Genomic DNA, 16,719 nt, shown 5'->3' on the forward strand with positions numbered 1-16,719 from the left:
AAGAGGGCCCCAAGCGATTGGGGCCCTTTTTGCAACCAACTGGCAAGCGGTTACTAACCCACCGGCGAGCCGCCAAGACGTCCCAGAGGCGCATTTTCCTACACCCCCCTGATCTGTCATCCTGACCGGCTGCACCCCCGACTCAGGAGTTTCGGACGATGGATCTTGCCCCCGATCAGCAACTTGTCCCCCTGCGCCAGCGCGATGATGGCTGGACTGCGCAGCGCCAGCGGGATTTCCTTGAGGCGCTCGCCGCTTGCGGATCGGTCAGCAAGGCCGCGCTGAACGTGGGGATGAGCCGCGAGAGCGCCTATGCCTTGCGCCGCCGCGCCGATGCGCGCGGCTTTGCCCAGGCCTGGGACGCGGCGCGGGCCATGGCGGTTGAGCATCTGACCGAAGTGGCCTGGGACCGCGCGCTGGAGGGCGAGGTGCGGCAGGTCTATTACCACGGCGAGCTGGTGGGCGAGACGCGGCATTTCGACAACCGGCTGCTGCTGGCGCTGATCGCGCAGAACCGGGCGTTGCTGGCAGGCCACCGGGCCGGACCGGCGCTGGCTTCGCCCGCGCTGGTTGCCGAGGTTGCGGCGGACTGGGAAGCGGCATTGGACCGGGCCGAGCGCGGCGAGGCGCTGGTCGAGCCGGAAGCAGCCCGCGCTGCCGTGCCCGGGGCTGACAGCCGGACGAGCGATGAAGCCCAGCGGCTTGAGATCGGGCTGTTCGATCACTGGTGGGACGAGGCCGGCGAGCGCTGGCTGACAAACTGGCCCGCGCCCGAGGGCTTTACCGGAGCGGAATTCTGGATCAACCAGCAGGGCGAGGTGATCGCCGCCTATGATCCCGACGCCGACCCGGTCGAGGACAGCTATGGTCGCCCGATCGAGCGCGACTGGGCACGCGAGCTGAGCGATGAGGAACTGGCCGGGATCGAGCAGGCCGCAGAGGACGAGGAAGAGGTGCGCGCCGCGCGGATCGATCTGTATCGGCGCGCTGCCTTTGGACTGGCCAGCAAGGCCGAACGAACCGCACTGGCCGCTGCCAATGGGGGCCGGATCGGGGTTCGCACGGCAGGGGGCGGGTGATGGCTTTTTTGTCGCCCCCGGACCCTGTGAACTTTGTCAGCTTTGTACCCGCAAGCGAACGCTAGACCCGCTCGTACAGCACCAGCGCGGCGCCACCGTCAGGCTGGTGCAGGCCATAGCGCACGAAGCCCAGCTTGCCTGCCAGCGCGTCCGAAGCCGCGTGCCCATGCTCGATCATGCAGGCGATTCGCTGGCGGCCGTGGACCTGGTCGAACCAGGCCAAGGCGGCTTCCATTGCCTCGCCGGCAATGCCCTGGCCCCAGTGGTCCTGGTGGACGATCCAGCCCGCTTCGGCGACATTGTCGAGGCCCTGGTCGGCGCCGAACCCCCGGTGGCTGCGGAACACACCGCAGTTGGCGACGATCCGGTCATGCCCCTTCAGACGGACCATGAAGGTGCCATAGCCGTGCAGCGCCCAGGACCCGGCATTGCGGTGCAGGCGGTTGAAGGCGTCCATCTCGGTGGGGACGAACGAGCCCAGAAAGCGGCGGGTCTCCTCGGCCAGGGTCAGGTCGAACAGGCCCGGCAGGTCGCGCAGCGCGGGCTGCCACAGTTCAAGCCGGCGGGTGGTGAGCAGCGGGGTCAAAGCAATTGATCCACCGCGTGAATCAGCACGCCCACCAGCCCGCCGACCAGCGTTCCGTTGATCCGGATGAATTGCAGGTCGCGGCCCACCGCGCCTTCGATCCGGTCGGTCACGGTTTCGGCATCCCAGCGCTTCACGGTTTCGGACACCAGCCGGACGATCTGGTCGCCATAGCGCACCGAAATGCCGACCAGGGTGCGCCGGGCAAAGCGGTTGATCTGGATCTGCAGTGCGGGATCGTCACGCAGATGCTTGCCCAGTTCGGTCAGCGCTTCGGCCAGCTGGCCGCTGCCTTCGCCGGCCGGACGGCGCAGGCGGGTAAGCATGCCGGTGCGCAGCCGTTCCCACACCCCCTGCCACCACTTCGACACCGCCGGGTTGGCGATCAGTTCGCCCTTGAGCCGCTCAACCCGGGTCCGCAGTTCTTCATCCTGCTGGAGGTCCTGGGCGAGCTTGGCGAGGCCTTCCTCGATCTTGCCGCGCAGGGGATGGTCGGGATCGACGATCACTTCGGCCAGCAGCTTGTAAAGCCCGTCGAGCACCGAATTGGCCACGGTCTCATCCAGCCCGGTCCAGCGCAGCACGGCATTGGCGCGGCGGTGGATCAGTTCGCGGATCAGTTCTTCGTTGTCTTCCAGCGTCAGCCCGGCCCAGCGCACCAGCGATTCGATCACCGGCATGTGGCGCTTGTCGGCAATCGTGGTGGTCAGCATCTGGCCAAGCAGCGGCGATACCTCAAGCTTCTCGACCTGGCGGAACAGGCCGCCGCGCACCTGGGTGCCAAGCCGTTCGGGATCGAGCGATTCGAGCACCTGCGCGGCGAGTTCCGCCGCCCCGTCGCGCAGCCGGGTCGAACCGCCCTTTGCCGGATCGGCCAGCCAGTCACCCGCCGCGCCAGCGAGGTTCATCGACCGCAGCCGCCGCGCGACCACCGGCGGGATCAGGAAGTTGTCGCGCAGGAACTGCGCCATGGTTTCGGCGATCCGGTCCTTGTTCTCGGGGATGATCGCGGTGTGCGGGATCGGCAGGCCCAGCGGATGACGGAACAGCGCGGTCACCGCGAACCAGTCGGCCATGCCGCCAACCATACCGGCTTCGGCAAAGGCCAGGACATAGCCCATCGCGGGGTGCAGGTCCTGGAACTGGCGGGCCAGCAGGAACAGACCCGCCATGGCCACCAAGAGCCCGGTGGCGGTTCGGCGCATGGTCCTGGCCCGGTCGACCGGCAGAGCGCTGACCGGGCGGCGCCAGCGCAGCCGAGGCGCCTGCCCGCTCACTCGGCCGGCAAGGCCCCGGCCTGCTGCTGCGCTTCGTGTGCTTCGTCCTCGGGTTTGTAGGTCAGGAAGGTCCGGCGCAGGCGCGGGCCCAGCCGCGCTTCAAGGCCATTGGCCAGGCTGAACCCGGCAGGCACGATCAGCAGGGTCAGCAGAGTGGACAAGATCAGCCCGCCCATCACCACGGTGCCCATCGGCGCACGCCAGGCGCTGTCTCCGGTCAGCGACAGCGCGGTGGGGATCATCCCGGCGGTCATCGCCACGGTGGTCATCACGATCGGCTGGGCGCGCTTGTGCCCGGCTTCGACAATCGCTTCGAACCGCGAGGTGCCCTTGGCCATCTCGTCGATCGCAAAGTCGATCAGCAGGATCGAGTTCTTGGCGACGATCCCGAACAGCATCAGCACCCCGATGAACACCGGCAGCGAGATCGGCTGACCGAGCACGAACAGGAACAGCAGCCCGCCCAGCGGAGCCAGCAGCAGCGAGCCCATGTTGACCAGCGGCGATACGAAGCGATGATAGAGCAGCACCAGCACGCCGAACACCAGCAGCACCGCCGAACCCAGCGCGACCGTGAAACTGTCGAGCAGTTCGGCCAGGATCTCGTCCTCGCCAAAGGCCTTGTCGCTGACGCCCTGCGGCAGGTTCTTGATGATCGGCAGCTTCTCGATCTCGGCCATCACCGTGCCCTTGTTGACCCCCGGCGCCAGATCGGCGCCAATGAAGACGCGGCGTTCCTGGTTGTAGCGGCGGATCGCAACCGGGCCCGAGCCAAAGCTGATGTCGGCCACCCGCGAAAGCGGAACCGATCCGCCCGTAGTGGTCTGCACCGGCAGGTTCTCGATCACCGAAATGTCGCGGCGGGCATCTTCGGACAGCCGCACCCGGATCGGGATCTGGCGGTCGGACAGCGAGAACTTGGCCGCGTTCTGATCGATATCGCCGATCGTGGCGATACGGATCGTCTGGCTCAGCGCGGCGGTGGTCACCCCCAGGCTGGCGGCCAGTTCCTGGCGCGGCTTGATCAGCAGTTCGGGGCGGCGGGTGTCAGCCGAAACACGCGGCGCGACGATCCCCTTTATGCCCTTCATCTGTTCGACCAGCTGGGCTGCGGTCTTTTCAAGCACTTCGGTGTTCGATCCGGTCAGCATCTTGGAAATCGGCCGGCCGATCCCGCCAGGGCCCACCCCGCTGAACGACTGGAAGGTTACCCGCGCATCGGGGATCGCCTGAAGCAGCGGGGTCAGTTCGCGCTCGAACTCCTGACTGGTCTTCTCGCGATCTTCCTTGAGCGAGATGAACAGGCGGCCGTTGCCTTCACGCACGCGCTGCTGGATCCGTTCAACGTCGTCCTTGCGCTGGGCGACGATCGCCGAAACCGCATCGACCACGTCTTCCGTCTGCTTGAGCGTGGTGCCCGGAACCATCTCGATCGCGATCTGGCTGGTATCCTCGTTCACTTCGGGGAACAGCTGGGTGGGAATGGTTCCAGCCAGCACGCCCGAAAGCACCAGCGACAAGAAGCCGATCCCCAGCATCCAGATCCGGTGATCGCGCAGCCGCGCGCCCAGCCGCAGGATCCACATCCGGGACCAGGCGAAAAACCCGCTTTCGCTGCGCGGCATGGCCATGCCAACCAACCAGCCGAGCAGGGTGGTGACGAAGAAGCCGAGCAGGAAGACGATCGGCATGCCCAGGAACAGCACCGACAGCCAGGTCAGCGGTCCCGGTCCGGTGGCTACCTGGCCTTCGACCGGTGCCGCAGCCTTGAACAGCAGCAGATAGATCACCGCGGCCATCGCCACATAGCACAGCGCCAGGAAGGCCGGATGCCCGGGCACGCGCTCAACCTTCGCGCGCATCGCCTTGGCCTTGGTAGTGTCGAGCGACCAGTGCAGGACCTTGAGGTAGCGATCCATCCACGGCCCGCTGCCGTGTTCGGCAATCCCGTGAGCCTTGAGGAAATAGGCCGCGATCATCGGGGTGATCATGCGCGCCACCGCCAGGCTCATCAGCACCGAAGCGACCACGGTCCAGCCGAAGTTCTTGAAGAACTGGCCCGGAATCCCCGGCATCAGCCCCACCGGCAGGAACACCGCGACGATCGAGAAGGTGGTGGCAACCACCGCCAGCCCGATTTCGTCGGCCGCGTCGATCGAGGCCTGGTAGGCGCTCTTGCCCATGCGCATATGGCGCACGATGTTCTCGACCTCGACGATGGCGTCGTCGACCAGCACCCCGGCGACCAGGCCAAGCGCGAGCAGCGACATCTGGTTGAGCGTGAAGCCCAGCATCTGGATGAACCAGAAGCTGGGGATCGCAGACAGGGGAATCGCGATTGCCGAGATCATCGTCGCGCGCCAGTCGCGCAGGAAGAAGAACACCACGACCACGGCCAGGATCGCGCCTTCGACCATCGCCGCGATCGAGCTTTCGTACTGCGCCTTGACGTAGGTGACGGTGGTGAACAGCTTGTTGAAGTGGATCCCGGGGTTCTGCTTTTCGATCTGCTCAAGCTTGGCGACCGCATTGTCGTAAACCGAAACGTCGGATTCGCCGCGCGATCGTGCGATCGAGAAGGTCACCACCGGCTTGCCGTCGGTCTTGCCGAGCGAGGTGATTTCACCGAAGCTGTCGGACACCTTGGCGACATCGGCCAGCTTGACCGTACGCCCGCCGCCCAGCGGGATCTCGGTCTGCGACAGTTCGAAAGCGGTGGCGGCGTTGCCCAGCACGCGCACCGACTGGCGCGATCCGGCGATTTCCGAACGGCCGCCCGCCGCGTTCACATTGAACTGGCGCAGCGCCCCATTGATCTGGCTGGCGGTGACCCCCAGCGACTGCATCTTGGCCGGATCGAGCACCACCAGGATTTCGCGCTCAACCCCGCCGGCGCGTTCGACCGAGGCCATGCCCTGCACGCCCAGCAGGCGCTTGGTCACGGTATCGTCGACGAACCACGAGAGCTGCTCGATCGTCATGTCATCAGCCGAAACGGAGAAATAGCCGATCGGATCGGACGAGGTTTCGATCTTGAAGACCTGCGGCTCAAGGATCCCGTCGGGCAGGCTGCCCCGGGCCTGATCGACCTGGTTCTTCACATCGTTGAGCGCTTCGATGATGCTGGTGCCGATCTGGAATTCGACCACCGTCTCGCTGCCGCCTTCGCGCGCGGTCGACGAGATGTTCTGCACCCCCTGGATCGAGCGCAACGAAGCTTCGATCTTCTGGGTGATCTGGTTCTCGATTTCAGCCGGCGCGGCGCCGGGCTGGCTGATCACCACGACCACGCCGGGGAATTCGATATCCGGATCGTTCTGGACCTTCATCTGCGAGAAGGCGACCATCCCGGCCAGCATCAGGCCCAGGAACAGCACGATCGGCACCACCGGGTTGCGAATGCACCAGGCCGAGATATTGCGGAAGCTCATGGTTAGACTCCTGCCGGTCCCGGCTCAGGGCTTGGGGGCGACGGGCTTGATCGTCTCGCCCGGCTGGAGGAAACCGCCGGCGCGCAGCACAACGCGCTCGCTGCCATTGAGGCCTTCGGCGATCACGATGCCCTGCGGGGTGATCCGGCCCTGCTTGACCGCGCGGCGTTCAACCTTGTTGTCCTTGCCGACCACATAGACATAGCTGCCCTGGGCATCCGACAGCACCGCGCTTTCCGGCAACAGCGGGGCCACCATGGTGCCCGACTTGATCGTTGCCGTGGCGAACCCGCCGGGGCGCAGTTCAGGAGCATAGGCCAGTGCAATCCGTGCGGTGCCCTGGCGGCTGGCCGGGTCGATCACCGGGGCGATCTGCCAGACCTGACCGGTAAAGGCCTTGTCAGTGCCGACCGGAACCACCGAGGCGCTGACGCCCTGGCCCAGCGACGCAAGGTCAACTTCGCCCAGCTGGGCCTTCATTTCCATTTCACCGCCCTTGGCCAGGCGGAACAGCACGCCCGATCCGGCGCTGACCACCTGCCCGGGTTCAACCCGGCGTTCGAGCACCAGCCCGGCCGCCGGCGCGATCACGTTGAGGCGGCGGTTCTGCGCCTGCAGCACACCCAGCTGGGCGCCGGCAACGCGGACCTGGGCAGCTGCGGAATCGCGCTGCGCACGCAGGCGATCGACCTCGGCCTTCGAAATGAACCCGCGATCGACCAGCTTGAGCGCGCGCTGCAGATTGGCCTCGGCCAGATCGGCATTGGCGCGGGCGACCTGGATCTGGGCAGCCTGGCTCGACTGCTGCTGGATCTGGACCGAACGGTCGATCACCGCCATGACCTGACCCTGGCGGACCCACTGGCCGGGTTCGACCAGCACCGAAATCACCTGGCCGCCTTCGCCCGGAATGCCAACCGGCATTTCGCGCCGCGCCGCCAGGGTGCCGGTGGCAGTTATCGTGCCTTCGATCGTGGTCCGGCCCGGAGCCACCACGGTAACCGTCGGCGCCTGGTCCTTCTTGTCAGCCTCTGCCGTAGAGCCCGCAGCAGAGCGGTGAACCAGGAACCAGATCACGGCGACGGCCAGCAGCAGCAGCACACCCCCGGCGATCAGCCGCCGCTTGCTGGAAGCTTCGCCGGCATCGTCGAGCAACGGGTTCTCGGCTGCCATCGCCTTGCTTTCAATCCTTGCATCGAAATTCATGGTTTTCAAAGCCTTCACGCCGGATCACGGAATGGCGGACGGATTCTCCCCACCCGGGCCACCAACTGTATTACTGCGCTAAATCACCTCCGGCAAGCCCCGTTGCAAAAGACTGCGGATGCCCGATTTGCACTTGTTGTCCATAGGCGCGCGCGCTGGTCGCCGCAACGGCTGGGTCTGCCAACCACCTTGGGCGTTCGGTAAACGGCAGGAGCGCAAAAGCAAAGGGCCGGCGCGGGATATCCCGGCCGGCCCTTCATAACGCGATCGCGCGCTGGTTCAGTACTTCAGCTGGCGCTCGTAAAGGTCGCGATAGTGCTGGATGCGGGTCACCCGCAGGCCCTGCATGCCCGAGCGATCGACCGCTCGTTGCCACGAAGCGAATTCCTCGAGCGTCAGGTTGTAACGCTCGCAAACTTCGTCGATCGACAGCAGGCCGCCATTGACCGCCGCGACAACTTCGGCCTTGCGGCGCACCACCCAACGGGTCGTGTCGGGCGAAGGCAGCGAATCGAGCGTCAGCGGCTCGCCGAGCGGGCCGATAACCATCGCAGGTCTGATTTTCTGGTTCTCGATCATCATTGTCCTCGGCCGCCGGCCTGGTGTTGTCCGGCGATGGACCCGTCTATGCCGTCGGGGCCTTTGCCATCTGTTGAATCAGCAGGGTTAACGCGGTGTGAGGGATTTGTTCCGGATCCCCCCACCAGCGCAAAGTCCGCAAAGCCGCCATCGAGCAGCACGGCGCGCGAATCGTCACGGGCCAGTTCGGCCCGGGCGGCATGCGCGGCGACCAGCCGGGCGTGCAGCCCGGACCAGTCGAATCCGGTGCTTCCCGCGCCTTCGGCAACGGGCGACACGCGGTCTCTCAGCGCAGACATAAGGTCTTTTGCAAACTCCATGACACGGCTTCTAGCGCAGACATGGTCAAGATCGGGTAAAGCCCGGCTTTACCTGGTGTTGAGAATGCTTACCAAATTGCACCCCCGCCAATTGCCCGCGATCGGGATTCAACATGGCCCTATTCGCCGGGGGCGTGTAAGGCGCGCGGCACCATGACCCAGCCTGCGCTTGTCCTTCCCGATCTTGCCGAGTTGTTCCAGCTCGATGCCCCGCTGGCAGGCAAGCGGATCGTCGTGGCGATGTCGGGCGGGGTCGATTCCTCGGTGGTGGCGGCGCTGGCCGCGCGCAGTGGCGCCGAAACCATCGGCGTCACCCTGCAGCTTTACGATTCGCCCGCCGGCAGCGGCCGCAAGGGCGCGTGCTGCGCCGGCGACGATATCCGCGATGCCCGTTCGGTTGCCGACCGGCTGGGCATTGCCCACTATGTGATCGACCATGAGAGCCAGTTCCGCGAGGAGGTGGTCGAACGCTTTGCCGACGATTACCTGGCCGGGCGCACCCCGATCCCCTGCATCCGCTGCAACATGGGCCCCAAGTTCACCGACCTGTTCGCCATGGCCCGCGAACTGGGCGCCGATTGCCTGGCAACCGGGCACTATGTCCGGCGGGTGCCTGGCCCGGCCGGACCCGAACTCCACCGTGCGCTCGATCCGGCGCGCGACCAAAGCTATTTCCTCTACGCCACCACCGAGGCTCAGCTCGACTATCTGCGCTTTCCGCTGGGCGGCCTGCCCAAGCCGGTGGTGCGCCAGATCGCCGAGGCCGAAGGGCTGCGCGTGGCGGCCAAGCCCGACAGCCAGGACATCTGCTTCGTGCCCGATGGCGACTATGCCAAGGTGGTCCGCGCGGTGCGTCCCGAAGGGGTTGAGGGCGGCGAGATCGTTCATGCCGAAACCGGCGCAGTGCTGGGCCGGCACAGGGGGATCATCCACTATACCGTCGGCCAGCGCCGCGGGATCGAGATCGGCGGCCAGCCCGAACCGCTCTATGTCATCGGAATCGATGCGGCGAGCCGCCGTGTGCTGGTCGGCCCGCGCCGCCTGCTGGCGGTCGGCGCGGCGCGGATTGTCGAAACCAACCGGATCGGCCCGCTGCCCGATACACCGCTTTGCGCCAAGGTCCGTTCGCTGGCCAGGCCGGTGCCGGTGCGGATCGAAGGTGCGCTGGGCCAGGGCGCGGCCTGCACCCTGCACTTCGCAAGCCCCGAATACGGGGTCGCGCCAGGCCAGGCGGCGGTGATCTATGCCGGGGACCGGGTGGTCGGCGGCGGCTGGATCGATTCGACCGAGCCGGCCTAACAGGACTGCGCGACCAGCGCGGTGCCGGTGCAGGTCACCCCATCGAGCGTTCCGGCCAGGGCGCATTCACCCGCCCGCACCAACCGGCCATCGATCTCAGCCTCACCGGTTAGCGGGATCACCAGCAGCGGGCCGACGAAGCGCGCCTTCAGCTGCGAATCCGGCGCTCCCGAGATCCGGGCGAGCCGGAAGTGCGGGCCATCGACCAGCAGTACATCGCTGTGATCCGGCACATGGCGGTGCAGCGTGGCGGGATAGGGTTCACCCCGGGCTACTGCCATCCCGGCATCAAGGTGCAGTTCGCGCGGGCGGCCATAGTCATAGAGCCGATAAGTAACATCGCTGTTCTGCTGAACTTCGACCAGCGACAGACCGGGCCCGATCGCGTGGACCGTCCCGGCCGGAATGTAGAAGAAGTCCCCGGCCCGCGCCGGGTGCCATTCCAGCAGCTGTTCAATGCTGCCATCAAGCGCCGCCACGCGCATCGCCCGCGCATCCAGGTTTTTCCGGAACCCGATCCCCAGCCGGGCATCAGGCTCGGCCGCGATCACGTACCAGCATTCTTCCTTGCCACGCTTGCCGGCCGGAGCCTGGGCATCGCCGGGATGGACCTGAACCGACAGCGCCTCGCTGGTGAAGATGTATTTGACCAGCAACGCATCGAGCGCCGCGGGCGGTTCAAACCAGACTTCGCCGATTGTCTCACCCGCCGGGGCAACGAACGGCGCGGGCAGGCTGGTGCGCCCCCACGGCCGTTCGACCATCCGGGTGGGCAGGAGGTGGCTCACTGATTGGCTGCGCCCGGCAGCTTGCCGACCAGCTGGGCCCCGGCGCGCGTTGTCACCAGCACATCCTGGCCATCGACCACGATCACCACGTCTTCCAGCCCGATCGCCGAAACCCGCGGGCCGTCGCTTTCAACCAGCACATTGCGGCACTGGACCAGATCGGCCTGGCCGGTCACGCTGTTGCCCTGGTCATCGCGGTCGCGCGCGACCAGCAGGGCATCCCAGTTGCCGATGTCAGACCAGCCCATGCTGGCCGGAACCATTGCGGCATGCGCGGTGTTTTCCATCACCGCGTAGTCAACCGATTCGCTTTCGATCCGGGCAAAGGCCTGGGCATCGGGGTGGAACCGCGCGCCATCGGCCCGGCCGCCGGCAACCGCCGCTTGCACTGCTGCCGCAATCGCCGGGCGGTGCGCCGCAAGTTCGGTCAGGAAGGTGCCGACCCGGAACGCGAAGATCCCGCCGTTCCAGGCATAGCCGCCATCGGCCAGGAAAGCCTCTGCCCGGGCCTGATCGGGCTTTTCGATGAAGCGCGCGACCTTGAAGCCCAGATCGCCGATCGGCGCGCCGCGCTGGAGATAGCCGAACCCGGTTTCGGGCGCAGTCGCGGCGATCCCGAAGGACACCAGCCAGCCCTGGCGCGCCAGCTGCGCGGCGGCCCGGGCGGCGGCCTGGAATGCCGGGGCATCGGCAATGTGATGATCGCTGGGGCAGACCAGCATGATATCGTCTTCGCCCAGCCGCAGTGCCGCCAATGCGATCGCAGCAGCGGTGTTGCGCGCCGCAGGCTCGACAATCACCTGCGCTCCGTCGCGATTGCCCAGCTGGGCTTCGACATGGGCCAGGTGCGCGGTGCCGGTCACCACGATCGGCGCGGCAAACCCGGCCGCCGGATCGCAGCGGGCCACCGTCGCTTCGAACAGCGTGCTATTGCCCACCAGCGGCAGGAACGGTTTGGGCATGCTGGCCCGGCTGCGCGGCCACAACCGCGTGCCGCTGCCGCCGCACAGGACAACCGGATGGATCGGAGAATCGCTCATCGTCACAGTCTTAGCACACCATTTTCGGCAAAGGGTTACCCCTGCCAGGGTTCAAGCTGGCAGCCCAGGCCCGGACGATAGCTGGCGGTCTGGCTGGCCAGCCCGGGAAACCTTGCGGTGACACTCTTGGCCTGGGCATCCTCGCTCAGCATCACAAGTTCCATGCCCGGTTCGAAATCCTTCTTGCAATCGCCCAGTTCGCGCCCACCCAGGAACCGGCAGGAACAGGCCACCCGCGCGCCATAGGCCGCGCCGGTGCGGGCATAGGCGTTGAGCGGACCCCAGAACCAGGCCAGCAAAGCCGCCAGCAGCACCAGCCCCAGCGTCAGGACGCGGCGGCGGAACGGGGATCTGGATCGAATAGCCGGGTTTTGAGTTGCCATTGCGCTGCCTTTGGGCGAGTGACGACGCGATGTTCGTGCGTCGCCCGTCCCTTATCCTGCCGCTGCTTGCGCTGCCAGCCCTGATCGGCTGCGGCAACGAAAAGGCGGCACCGCCACCCCTGCCGCCGATTGGCGAAGCGGCGATGAAGGCGGTGATCGACAAGCCCGGGGTCAACCGCGAACGGCTGGCCCGCGCGGTTGATGCGCTGTTCAGCCGCGATGAAACCAGCGAAACCCGGGCCGTGGTCGTGGTTCGGAACGGCAAGGTCGTGGCCGAGCGCTATGGCCCGGGCTATCACGAGAACACCCGGTTCGTATCCTGGTCGATGGCCAAGACCGTGACTGCGGTGATGATCGGCATGCTGGCGGCCGATGGGCGGCTGCGGCTGGACGAAGGCGTGCCGATCCCGGCCTGGCAGCGCCCGGGCGATCCGCGCGGCGAGATTACCCTGCGCCATCTGCTGCAGATGCGTTCGGGCCTGAAGCATCTTGAAACCAGCGACCCGCCCTATGAAGCCGATACGGTGCGGATGCTGTTTCTTGACGGGCGCGACAACATGGCGGCCTATGCCGAGGCACAGCCGCTGGAAGCCGAACCGGGCAAGACCTGGGAATATTCGTCGGCCACCACAGTGATCCTGGCCGACCTGGCCGCGCGCGCGCTGACCCAGAGCCAGGACCCGGCCGAGCGGGCGCGGGTGGTCAGCGATTACCTCAAGACCCGGATCTTCGAACCGCTGGGGATGAAGAGCATGGTCCCCGAGTTCGATCAGGCCGGCACCCTGATCGGTGGCAGCCTGATCCATGGCACGGCGCGCGATTGGGCCAGGTTCGGCGAATTCCTGCGCGAAGGCGGCGCGATCAGGGGGGCGCAGCTGGTCCCATCGGCCTGGATCGATTTCATGACCGAGCCCAGCCCCGGCAACAAGGGCTATGGCGGGCAGACCTGGCTGAACCGGCCCCAGCCGGATGCCCCGCCGCTGTGGCAGGGGCTATCGCCGGGCACCTTTTCGATGAATGGCCATCTGGGTCAATTCGTGGTGGTTTCGCGCACGAATGCGGTCACCGTGGTGCGGCTGGGCAAGACCAACGACGGGCTGAACGATCCGGTGCGGGCCGGGATCGTGCAGATCATCAAACTGTTTCCAAGCGAAGGTGTAAAGTGAGCGGCAAGACGGCCTTGATTACCGGGGTGACCGGACAGGATGGTGCATATCTGGCGCGGCTGCTGCTGGCCAAGGGCTATCAGGTCCACGGCATCAAGCGGCGCAGTTCCTCGTTCAACACCGGGCGGATCGACGATATCTATCAGGATCCGCACGTGCCCGCGCCGCAGTTCACGCTGCATTATGGCGATCTGACCGATGCGACCAACCTGATCCGCGTGGTCCAGGAGGTCCAGCCCGACGAGATCTACAACCTGGGTGCGCAAAGCCACGTTCAGGTGAGCTTCGAGACGCCCGAATACACTGCCAATTCCGACGCACTGGGCACGCTGCGCCTGCTTGAGGCGATCCGGATCCTCGGGCTGGAGCGCAAGACCCGGTTCTATCAGGCCTCAACCAGCGAGCTTTACGGTCTGGTCCAGGAAGTGCCGCAGCGCGAAAGCACGCCGTTCTATCCGCGCAGCCCCTATGCTGCGGCCAAGCTCTATGCCTACTGGATCACGGTCAATTACCGCGAGGCCTATGGCCTGCATGCCTCGAACGGGATCCTGTTCAACCATGAAAGCCCGCTGCGCGGCGAAACCTTCGTGACCCGCAAGATCACCCGCGCCGCCGCCGCGATTTCGTTGGGCAAACAGGCTGTGCTCTATCTCGGCAACCTCGATGCGCAGCGCGACTGGGGCCACGCCCGCGAATATGTCGAAGGGATGTGGGCCATGCTCCAGCAGGACCGGGGCGACGACTATGTGCTGGCCACCGGCGTGACCACCACGGTGCGCCAGTTCGTCGAATGGGCCTTTGCCGATGCCGGGATCGTGCTTGAATGGCGCGGGACGGGGGTGGACGAGCAGGGCTTCTGCACGCGCACCGGCGCGCTGCGCGTGGCGATCGATCCGCGCTATTTTCGCCCGACCGAGGTTGACCTGCTGATCGGCGATGCCGGCAAGGCGCGCGATGTGCTGGGCTGGGAACCGAAGATCTCGGTCCGCGAGCTGGCCCGCGAAATGGTCGAGGCCGATCTGGCCGCGCTGGGCTCGGCGCCGGCATGACCTATTCGCTGGCCGGAAAGCGGGTCTGGGTGGCGGGCCATCGCGGGATGGTTGGCTCGGCGATTGTCCGGCGGCTGGCGCAGGAAGACTGCGAGGTGCTGACCGCGGCGCGCGACGAGCTGGACCTGACCGACCAGCGCGCGGTGCTGGGCTGGATGCACAACCAGCGCCCGCAGGCGGTGTTCCTGGCCGCAGCGCGGGTTGGCGGGATCCTAGCCAACGACAGTCGCCCGGTCGAGTTCCTGCGCGACAACCTGCTGATCGAAACCGCAGTGCTGACCGGGGCCGAATCGGTCGGGGTCGAAAAGCTGCTGTTCCTGGGCTCCAGCTGCATCTACCCCAAGCATGCCGAGCAGCCGATCCGCGAAGAGGCGCTGCTGACCGGCTCGCTGGAGCCGACCAACGAATGGTACGCGATCGCCAAGATCGCCGGGATCAAGCTGGCCGAGGCCTATCGCCGCGAATACGGCTGCGATTTCATCAGCGCGATGCCGACCAACCTCTATGGCCCGGGCGACAATTTCGACCTCAACGCCAGCCATGTGATGCCGGCACTGATCCGCAAGGTGCACGAAGCCAAGCTGGCTGGCGGCGCAGTGACGGTCTGGGGCACCGGCACCCCGCGCCGCGAATTCCTGTACGTCGATGATTGCGCCGATGCCTGCCTGCACCTGATGCAGCACTATTCCGATGCGCCGCACATCAACGTCGGTTCGGGCAGCGACATCTCGATCATGGAGCTGACCCGGCTGGTGATGGAGGTGCTGGACTATGACGGGCCGGTGGTAACCGATTCCGCAAAGCCCGATGGCGCCCCGCGCAAGCTGATGGACAGCGCGCGCCTGGCCGCGCTGGGCTGGCAGCCCAAAACCGCGCTGCGCGACGGGATCGCGCTGGCCTACCAAGCGTTCCTGGCGGGCGAAGGGCGGGGGCTTTAGCCCGCGCGGTCGTGCACGGCCTGCACATCGGCCAGCAGATCGACCGCCGCTGCGCCGGTTTCATTGACCAGCCCGGCCGGATCGGGGTGAATCAGGATTTCCAGGTCCGGAAACTCGTTTGTCAGGATCGCTTCGACCTCGTCCATCACCACATGGGCCTGGCGGATCGTCATGTCGGGATCGACCGCCAGGTGGAACTGCACGAAATCGCGGTTGCCGGCGGTGCGGGTGCGCAGGTCATGCAGCCCCTTGATCTCGGGATGGCGGGAAACGGCGGCAAGAAAGGCGTCCTTGCGTTCTTCGGGCCATTCGTGGTCCATCAGTTGCTCGATCGCTTCCTGCGAGGCCTGCCACGCCCCCCAGCCCAGCCACAGCGCGATGGCAAAGCCGAACAGCGCATCAGCCCCGCCGAATCCGGCATAGCGATCAATCGCCAGCGCCGCGATCACCGCCAGGTTGAGCACAAGGTCACTCTTGTAATGCAGGTGATCGGTTGAGATCGCGATCGAATTGGTCCGCGCGATCACCCGGCGCTGCCAGACGAGCAAAGCCAGCGTGGCCGCCATCGCGATCAGCGAAACCACGATCCCGCCTTCCACCCCTTCGGGCCGCGCCCCGCCCAGCCATTGCTGGACCGATCGGAAGGCCAGGGTCAGCGCCGAGATCGAGATCAGCACCACCTGGAACATCGCCGCCAGCGCTTCGGCCTTGCCATGCCCGAAGCGGTGGTTGTCATCATCGGGCTGGGCGGCAACCCACACCCCCAGCAGGGTCGCCAGGCTGGCGATCAGATCAAGCGTGGTATCGGCCAGGCTGCCAAGCATCGCGGTCGATCCGGTTGACCAGACCGCCCAGGCCTTGAGCCCTAGCAGCAGGCTGGCCACCGCAATCGAGGCATAGGCCGCGCTGCGGTTCAGGGCACCGTGACCGCTCATGGATAAAGCAGCGAGCTGGTCCAGCCGCCCCCTGCCAGCCGTTCAAAGCGGCGGCGTTCATGCAGCCGGAACGGGCGATCCATCCAGAATTCGATCGCCTGCGGGATCAGCCGAAAGCCGGTCCAGTGCGGCGGGCGCGGCACCGATCCGACCAGATAGCGGGCACCGGTCCGGGCGATCCGGGCCAGGAATTCGGCGCGCGATCCCAATGGTGCCGACTGATCGCTGGCATGGGCACCGATCTGCGAATCGCGGCTGCGACTGGCGAAATAGGCGTCAGCCATATCCGCCGGCACCTCCTCGATCCGGCCTTCGATCCGGATCTGGCGGCGCAGGCTCTTCCAGTGGAACAGCATCGCCGCCTGGGGATTGGCGTGGAGTTCGCCGCCCTTGCGGCTGTGCCCGTTGGTGTAGAACACAAAGCCGCCGCCTTCGCCCAGCGCGGCGCCCCAGTCCTTCAGCAGCACCATCCGCACCGATGGCGCAGCCTCAGGCGTGGCAGTGGCCAGGGCCACGGCTTCGGGATCGTTGGGTTCCTTGCCGCGCGCCAGGGCGAACCATTCGCCAAACAGGTCGAACGGTTCGGCGTCGGGAATGGCATCGTGCTGCTGGTCGTCCATCGGCAGCCGCATAGCCCCTGGCC

The 16,719-nt window shown here is 66.4% G+C and carries 16 protein-coding genes; 5 read left to right on the forward strand and 11 right to left on the reverse strand.

The features are described from left to right. Positions 1-158: 158 nt before the first annotated feature. Complete coding sequence (locus IT549_RS14870; RefSeq protein WP_292974407.1) at positions 159-1,079, forward strand: hypothetical protein; 921 nt, start codon at positions 159-161, stop codon at positions 1,077-1,079. Positions 1,080-1,140: 61 nt separating this feature from the next. Here IT549_RS14870 and IT549_RS14875 read toward each other — a convergent pair whose 3' ends face one another. The 6 genes from IT549_RS14875 to IT549_RS14900 form a co-directional block, all read right to left on the reverse strand. Continuing rightward, entirely contained in the window at positions 1,141-1,665 is a 525-nt protein-coding gene (locus IT549_RS14875; protein WP_292974408.1) for a GNAT family N-acetyltransferase, read from the reverse strand. Beyond that, a complete protein-coding gene (locus tag IT549_RS14880) occupies positions 1,662-2,870 on the reverse strand; it encodes a DUF445 domain-containing protein (RefSeq protein WP_292974657.1) in 1,209 nt (402 codons plus the stop codon). The genes IT549_RS14875 and IT549_RS14880 overlap by 4 nt, the downstream gene beginning before the upstream one ends. 68 nt (positions 2,871-2,938) lie before the next feature. Then, positions 2,939-6,373, reverse strand: coding sequence for an efflux RND transporter permease subunit (locus IT549_RS14885; RefSeq protein WP_292974410.1), 3,435 nt, complete (start codon positions 6,371-6,373; stop codon positions 2,939-2,941). A gap of 24 nt (positions 6,374-6,397) precedes the next feature. Then, positions 6,398-7,579 (reverse strand): efflux RND transporter periplasmic adaptor subunit, encoded by a 1,182-nt coding sequence (locus tag IT549_RS14890; protein ID WP_292974412.1) that lies wholly within the window; start codon positions 7,577-7,579, stop codon positions 6,398-6,400. 279 nt (positions 7,580-7,858) lie between these two features. After that, positions 7,859-8,158 (reverse strand): DUF1153 domain-containing protein, encoded by a 300-nt coding sequence (locus tag IT549_RS14895; RefSeq protein WP_292974414.1) that lies wholly within the window; start codon positions 8,156-8,158, stop codon positions 7,859-7,861. After that, on the reverse strand, positions 8,158-8,436 hold the full coding sequence (locus IT549_RS14900; RefSeq protein WP_292974415.1) for a hypothetical protein: 279 nt from the start codon (positions 8,434-8,436) through the stop codon (positions 8,158-8,160). Before IT549_RS14900 ends, IT549_RS14895 begins: the two co-directional genes overlap by 1 nt. A 195-nt stretch (positions 8,437-8,631) precedes the next feature. Between IT549_RS14900 and mnmA the strand changes: the two genes are divergently transcribed. Further along, the gene (gene mnmA, locus IT549_RS14905; protein WP_292974417.1) at positions 8,632-9,777 is read left to right on the forward strand and encodes a tRNA 2-thiouridine(34) synthase MnmA; all 1,146 of its coding nucleotides are present in this window, start codon (positions 8,632-8,634) and stop codon (positions 9,775-9,777) included. Here the strand turns inward: mnmA and IT549_RS14910 are convergent. From IT549_RS14910 to IT549_RS14920, 3 genes are read right to left on the reverse strand one after another with little or no spacing between them, the layout of a single operon-like run. Further along, positions 9,774-10,565: a class I mannose-6-phosphate isomerase gene (locus IT549_RS14910; protein WP_292974418.1), complete on the reverse strand. Its 792-nt coding sequence runs from the start codon at positions 10,563-10,565 to the stop codon at positions 9,774-9,776. The two genes, mnmA and IT549_RS14910, sit on opposite strands and share 4 nt — an antisense overlap. Further along, positions 10,562-11,605 (reverse strand): sugar phosphate nucleotidyltransferase, encoded by a 1,044-nt coding sequence (locus IT549_RS14915; protein WP_292974419.1) that lies wholly within the window; start codon positions 11,603-11,605, stop codon positions 10,562-10,564. Before IT549_RS14915 ends, IT549_RS14910 begins: the two co-directional genes overlap by 4 nt. 35 nt (positions 11,606-11,640) lie before the next feature. Beyond that, positions 11,641-11,988, reverse strand: coding sequence for a hypothetical protein (locus IT549_RS14920; protein ID WP_292974420.1), 348 nt, complete (start codon positions 11,986-11,988; stop codon positions 11,641-11,643). A 29-nt stretch (positions 11,989-12,017) separates the two neighbouring features. Between IT549_RS14920 and IT549_RS14925 the strand changes: the two genes are divergently transcribed. Genes IT549_RS14925 through IT549_RS14935 form a run of 3 tightly spaced genes read left to right on the forward strand, consistent with a single transcriptional unit; the run spans position 12,018 to position 15,141 of the window. Beyond that, the gene (locus IT549_RS14925) at positions 12,018-13,154 is read left to right on the forward strand and encodes a serine hydrolase (protein ID WP_292974422.1); all 1,137 of its coding nucleotides are present in this window, start codon (positions 12,018-12,020) and stop codon (positions 13,152-13,154) included. Continuing rightward, on the forward strand, positions 13,151-14,203 hold the full coding sequence (gmd, locus tag IT549_RS14930) for a GDP-mannose 4,6-dehydratase (RefSeq protein ID WP_292974423.1): 1,053 nt from the start codon (positions 13,151-13,153) through the stop codon (positions 14,201-14,203). The genes IT549_RS14925 and gmd overlap by 4 nt, the downstream gene beginning before the upstream one ends. Further along, the gene (locus IT549_RS14935) at positions 14,200-15,141 is read left to right on the forward strand and encodes a GDP-L-fucose synthase (RefSeq protein WP_292974425.1); all 942 of its coding nucleotides are present in this window, start codon (positions 14,200-14,202) and stop codon (positions 15,139-15,141) included. Before gmd ends, IT549_RS14935 begins: the two co-directional genes overlap by 4 nt. Here IT549_RS14935 and IT549_RS14940 read toward each other — a convergent pair. Continuing rightward, positions 15,138-16,076: a cation diffusion facilitator family transporter gene (locus tag IT549_RS14940; protein ID WP_292974427.1), complete on the reverse strand. Its 939-nt coding sequence runs from the start codon at positions 16,074-16,076 to the stop codon at positions 15,138-15,140. The two genes, IT549_RS14935 and IT549_RS14940, sit on opposite strands and share 4 nt — an antisense overlap. Then, positions 16,073-16,708, reverse strand: a complete 636-nt coding sequence (pdxH, locus tag IT549_RS14945) for a pyridoxamine 5'-phosphate oxidase (protein ID WP_292974428.1) — start codon at positions 16,706-16,708, stop codon at positions 16,073-16,075. The genes IT549_RS14940 and pdxH overlap by 4 nt, the downstream gene beginning before the upstream one ends. Positions 16,709-16,719: the final 11 nt, after the last annotated feature.

This window comes from Novosphingobium sp., from assembly GCF_020852455.1.
Lineage (GTDB): Bacteria > Pseudomonadota > Alphaproteobacteria > Sphingomonadales > Sphingomonadaceae > Novosphingobium.

What these genes read in the sequence shown, in the direction of transcription:
- IT549_RS14870 (WP_292974407.1), top strand. Translation starts at nt 159, where the DNA reads ATGGATCTTGCCCCCGATCAGCAACTTGTCCCCCTGCGCCAGCGCGAT.
- IT549_RS14880 (WP_292974657.1), bottom strand. Translation starts at nt 2,870, where the DNA reads ATGCGCCGAACCGCCACCGGGCTCTTGGTGGCCATGGCGGGTCTGTTC.
- IT549_RS14885 (WP_292974410.1), bottom strand. Translation starts at nt 6,373, where the DNA reads ATGAGCTTCCGCAATATCTCGGCCTGGTGCATTCGCAACCCGGTGGTG.
- IT549_RS14890 (WP_292974412.1), bottom strand. Translation starts at nt 7,579, where the DNA reads ATGAATTTCGATGCAAGGATTGAAAGCAAGGCGATGGCAGCCGAGAAC.
- IT549_RS14895 (WP_292974414.1), bottom strand. Translation starts at nt 8,158, where the DNA reads ATGATCGAGAACCAGAAAATCAGACCTGCGATGGTTATCGGCCCGCTC.
- mnmA (WP_292974417.1), top strand. Translation starts at nt 8,632, where the DNA reads ATGACCCAGCCTGCGCTTGTCCTTCCCGATCTTGCCGAGTTGTTCCAG.
- IT549_RS14915 (WP_292974419.1), bottom strand. Translation starts at nt 11,605, where the DNA reads ATGAGCGATTCTCCGATCCATCCGGTTGTCCTGTGCGGCGGCAGCGGC.
- IT549_RS14920 (WP_292974420.1), bottom strand. Translation starts at nt 11,988, where the DNA reads ATGGCAACTCAAAACCCGGCTATTCGATCCAGATCCCCGTTCCGCCGC.
- IT549_RS14925 (WP_292974422.1), top strand. Translation starts at nt 12,018, where the DNA reads ATGTTCGTGCGTCGCCCGTCCCTTATCCTGCCGCTGCTTGCGCTGCCA.
- IT549_RS14935 (WP_292974425.1), top strand. Translation starts at nt 14,200, where the DNA reads ATGACCTATTCGCTGGCCGGAAAGCGGGTCTGGGTGGCGGGCCATCGC.
- IT549_RS14940 (WP_292974427.1), bottom strand. Translation starts at nt 16,076, where the DNA reads ATGAGCGGTCACGGTGCCCTGAACCGCAGCGCGGCCTATGCCTCGATT.
- pdxH (WP_292974428.1), bottom strand. Translation starts at nt 16,708, where the DNA reads ATGCGGCTGCCGATGGACGACCAGCAGCACGATGCCATTCCCGACGCC.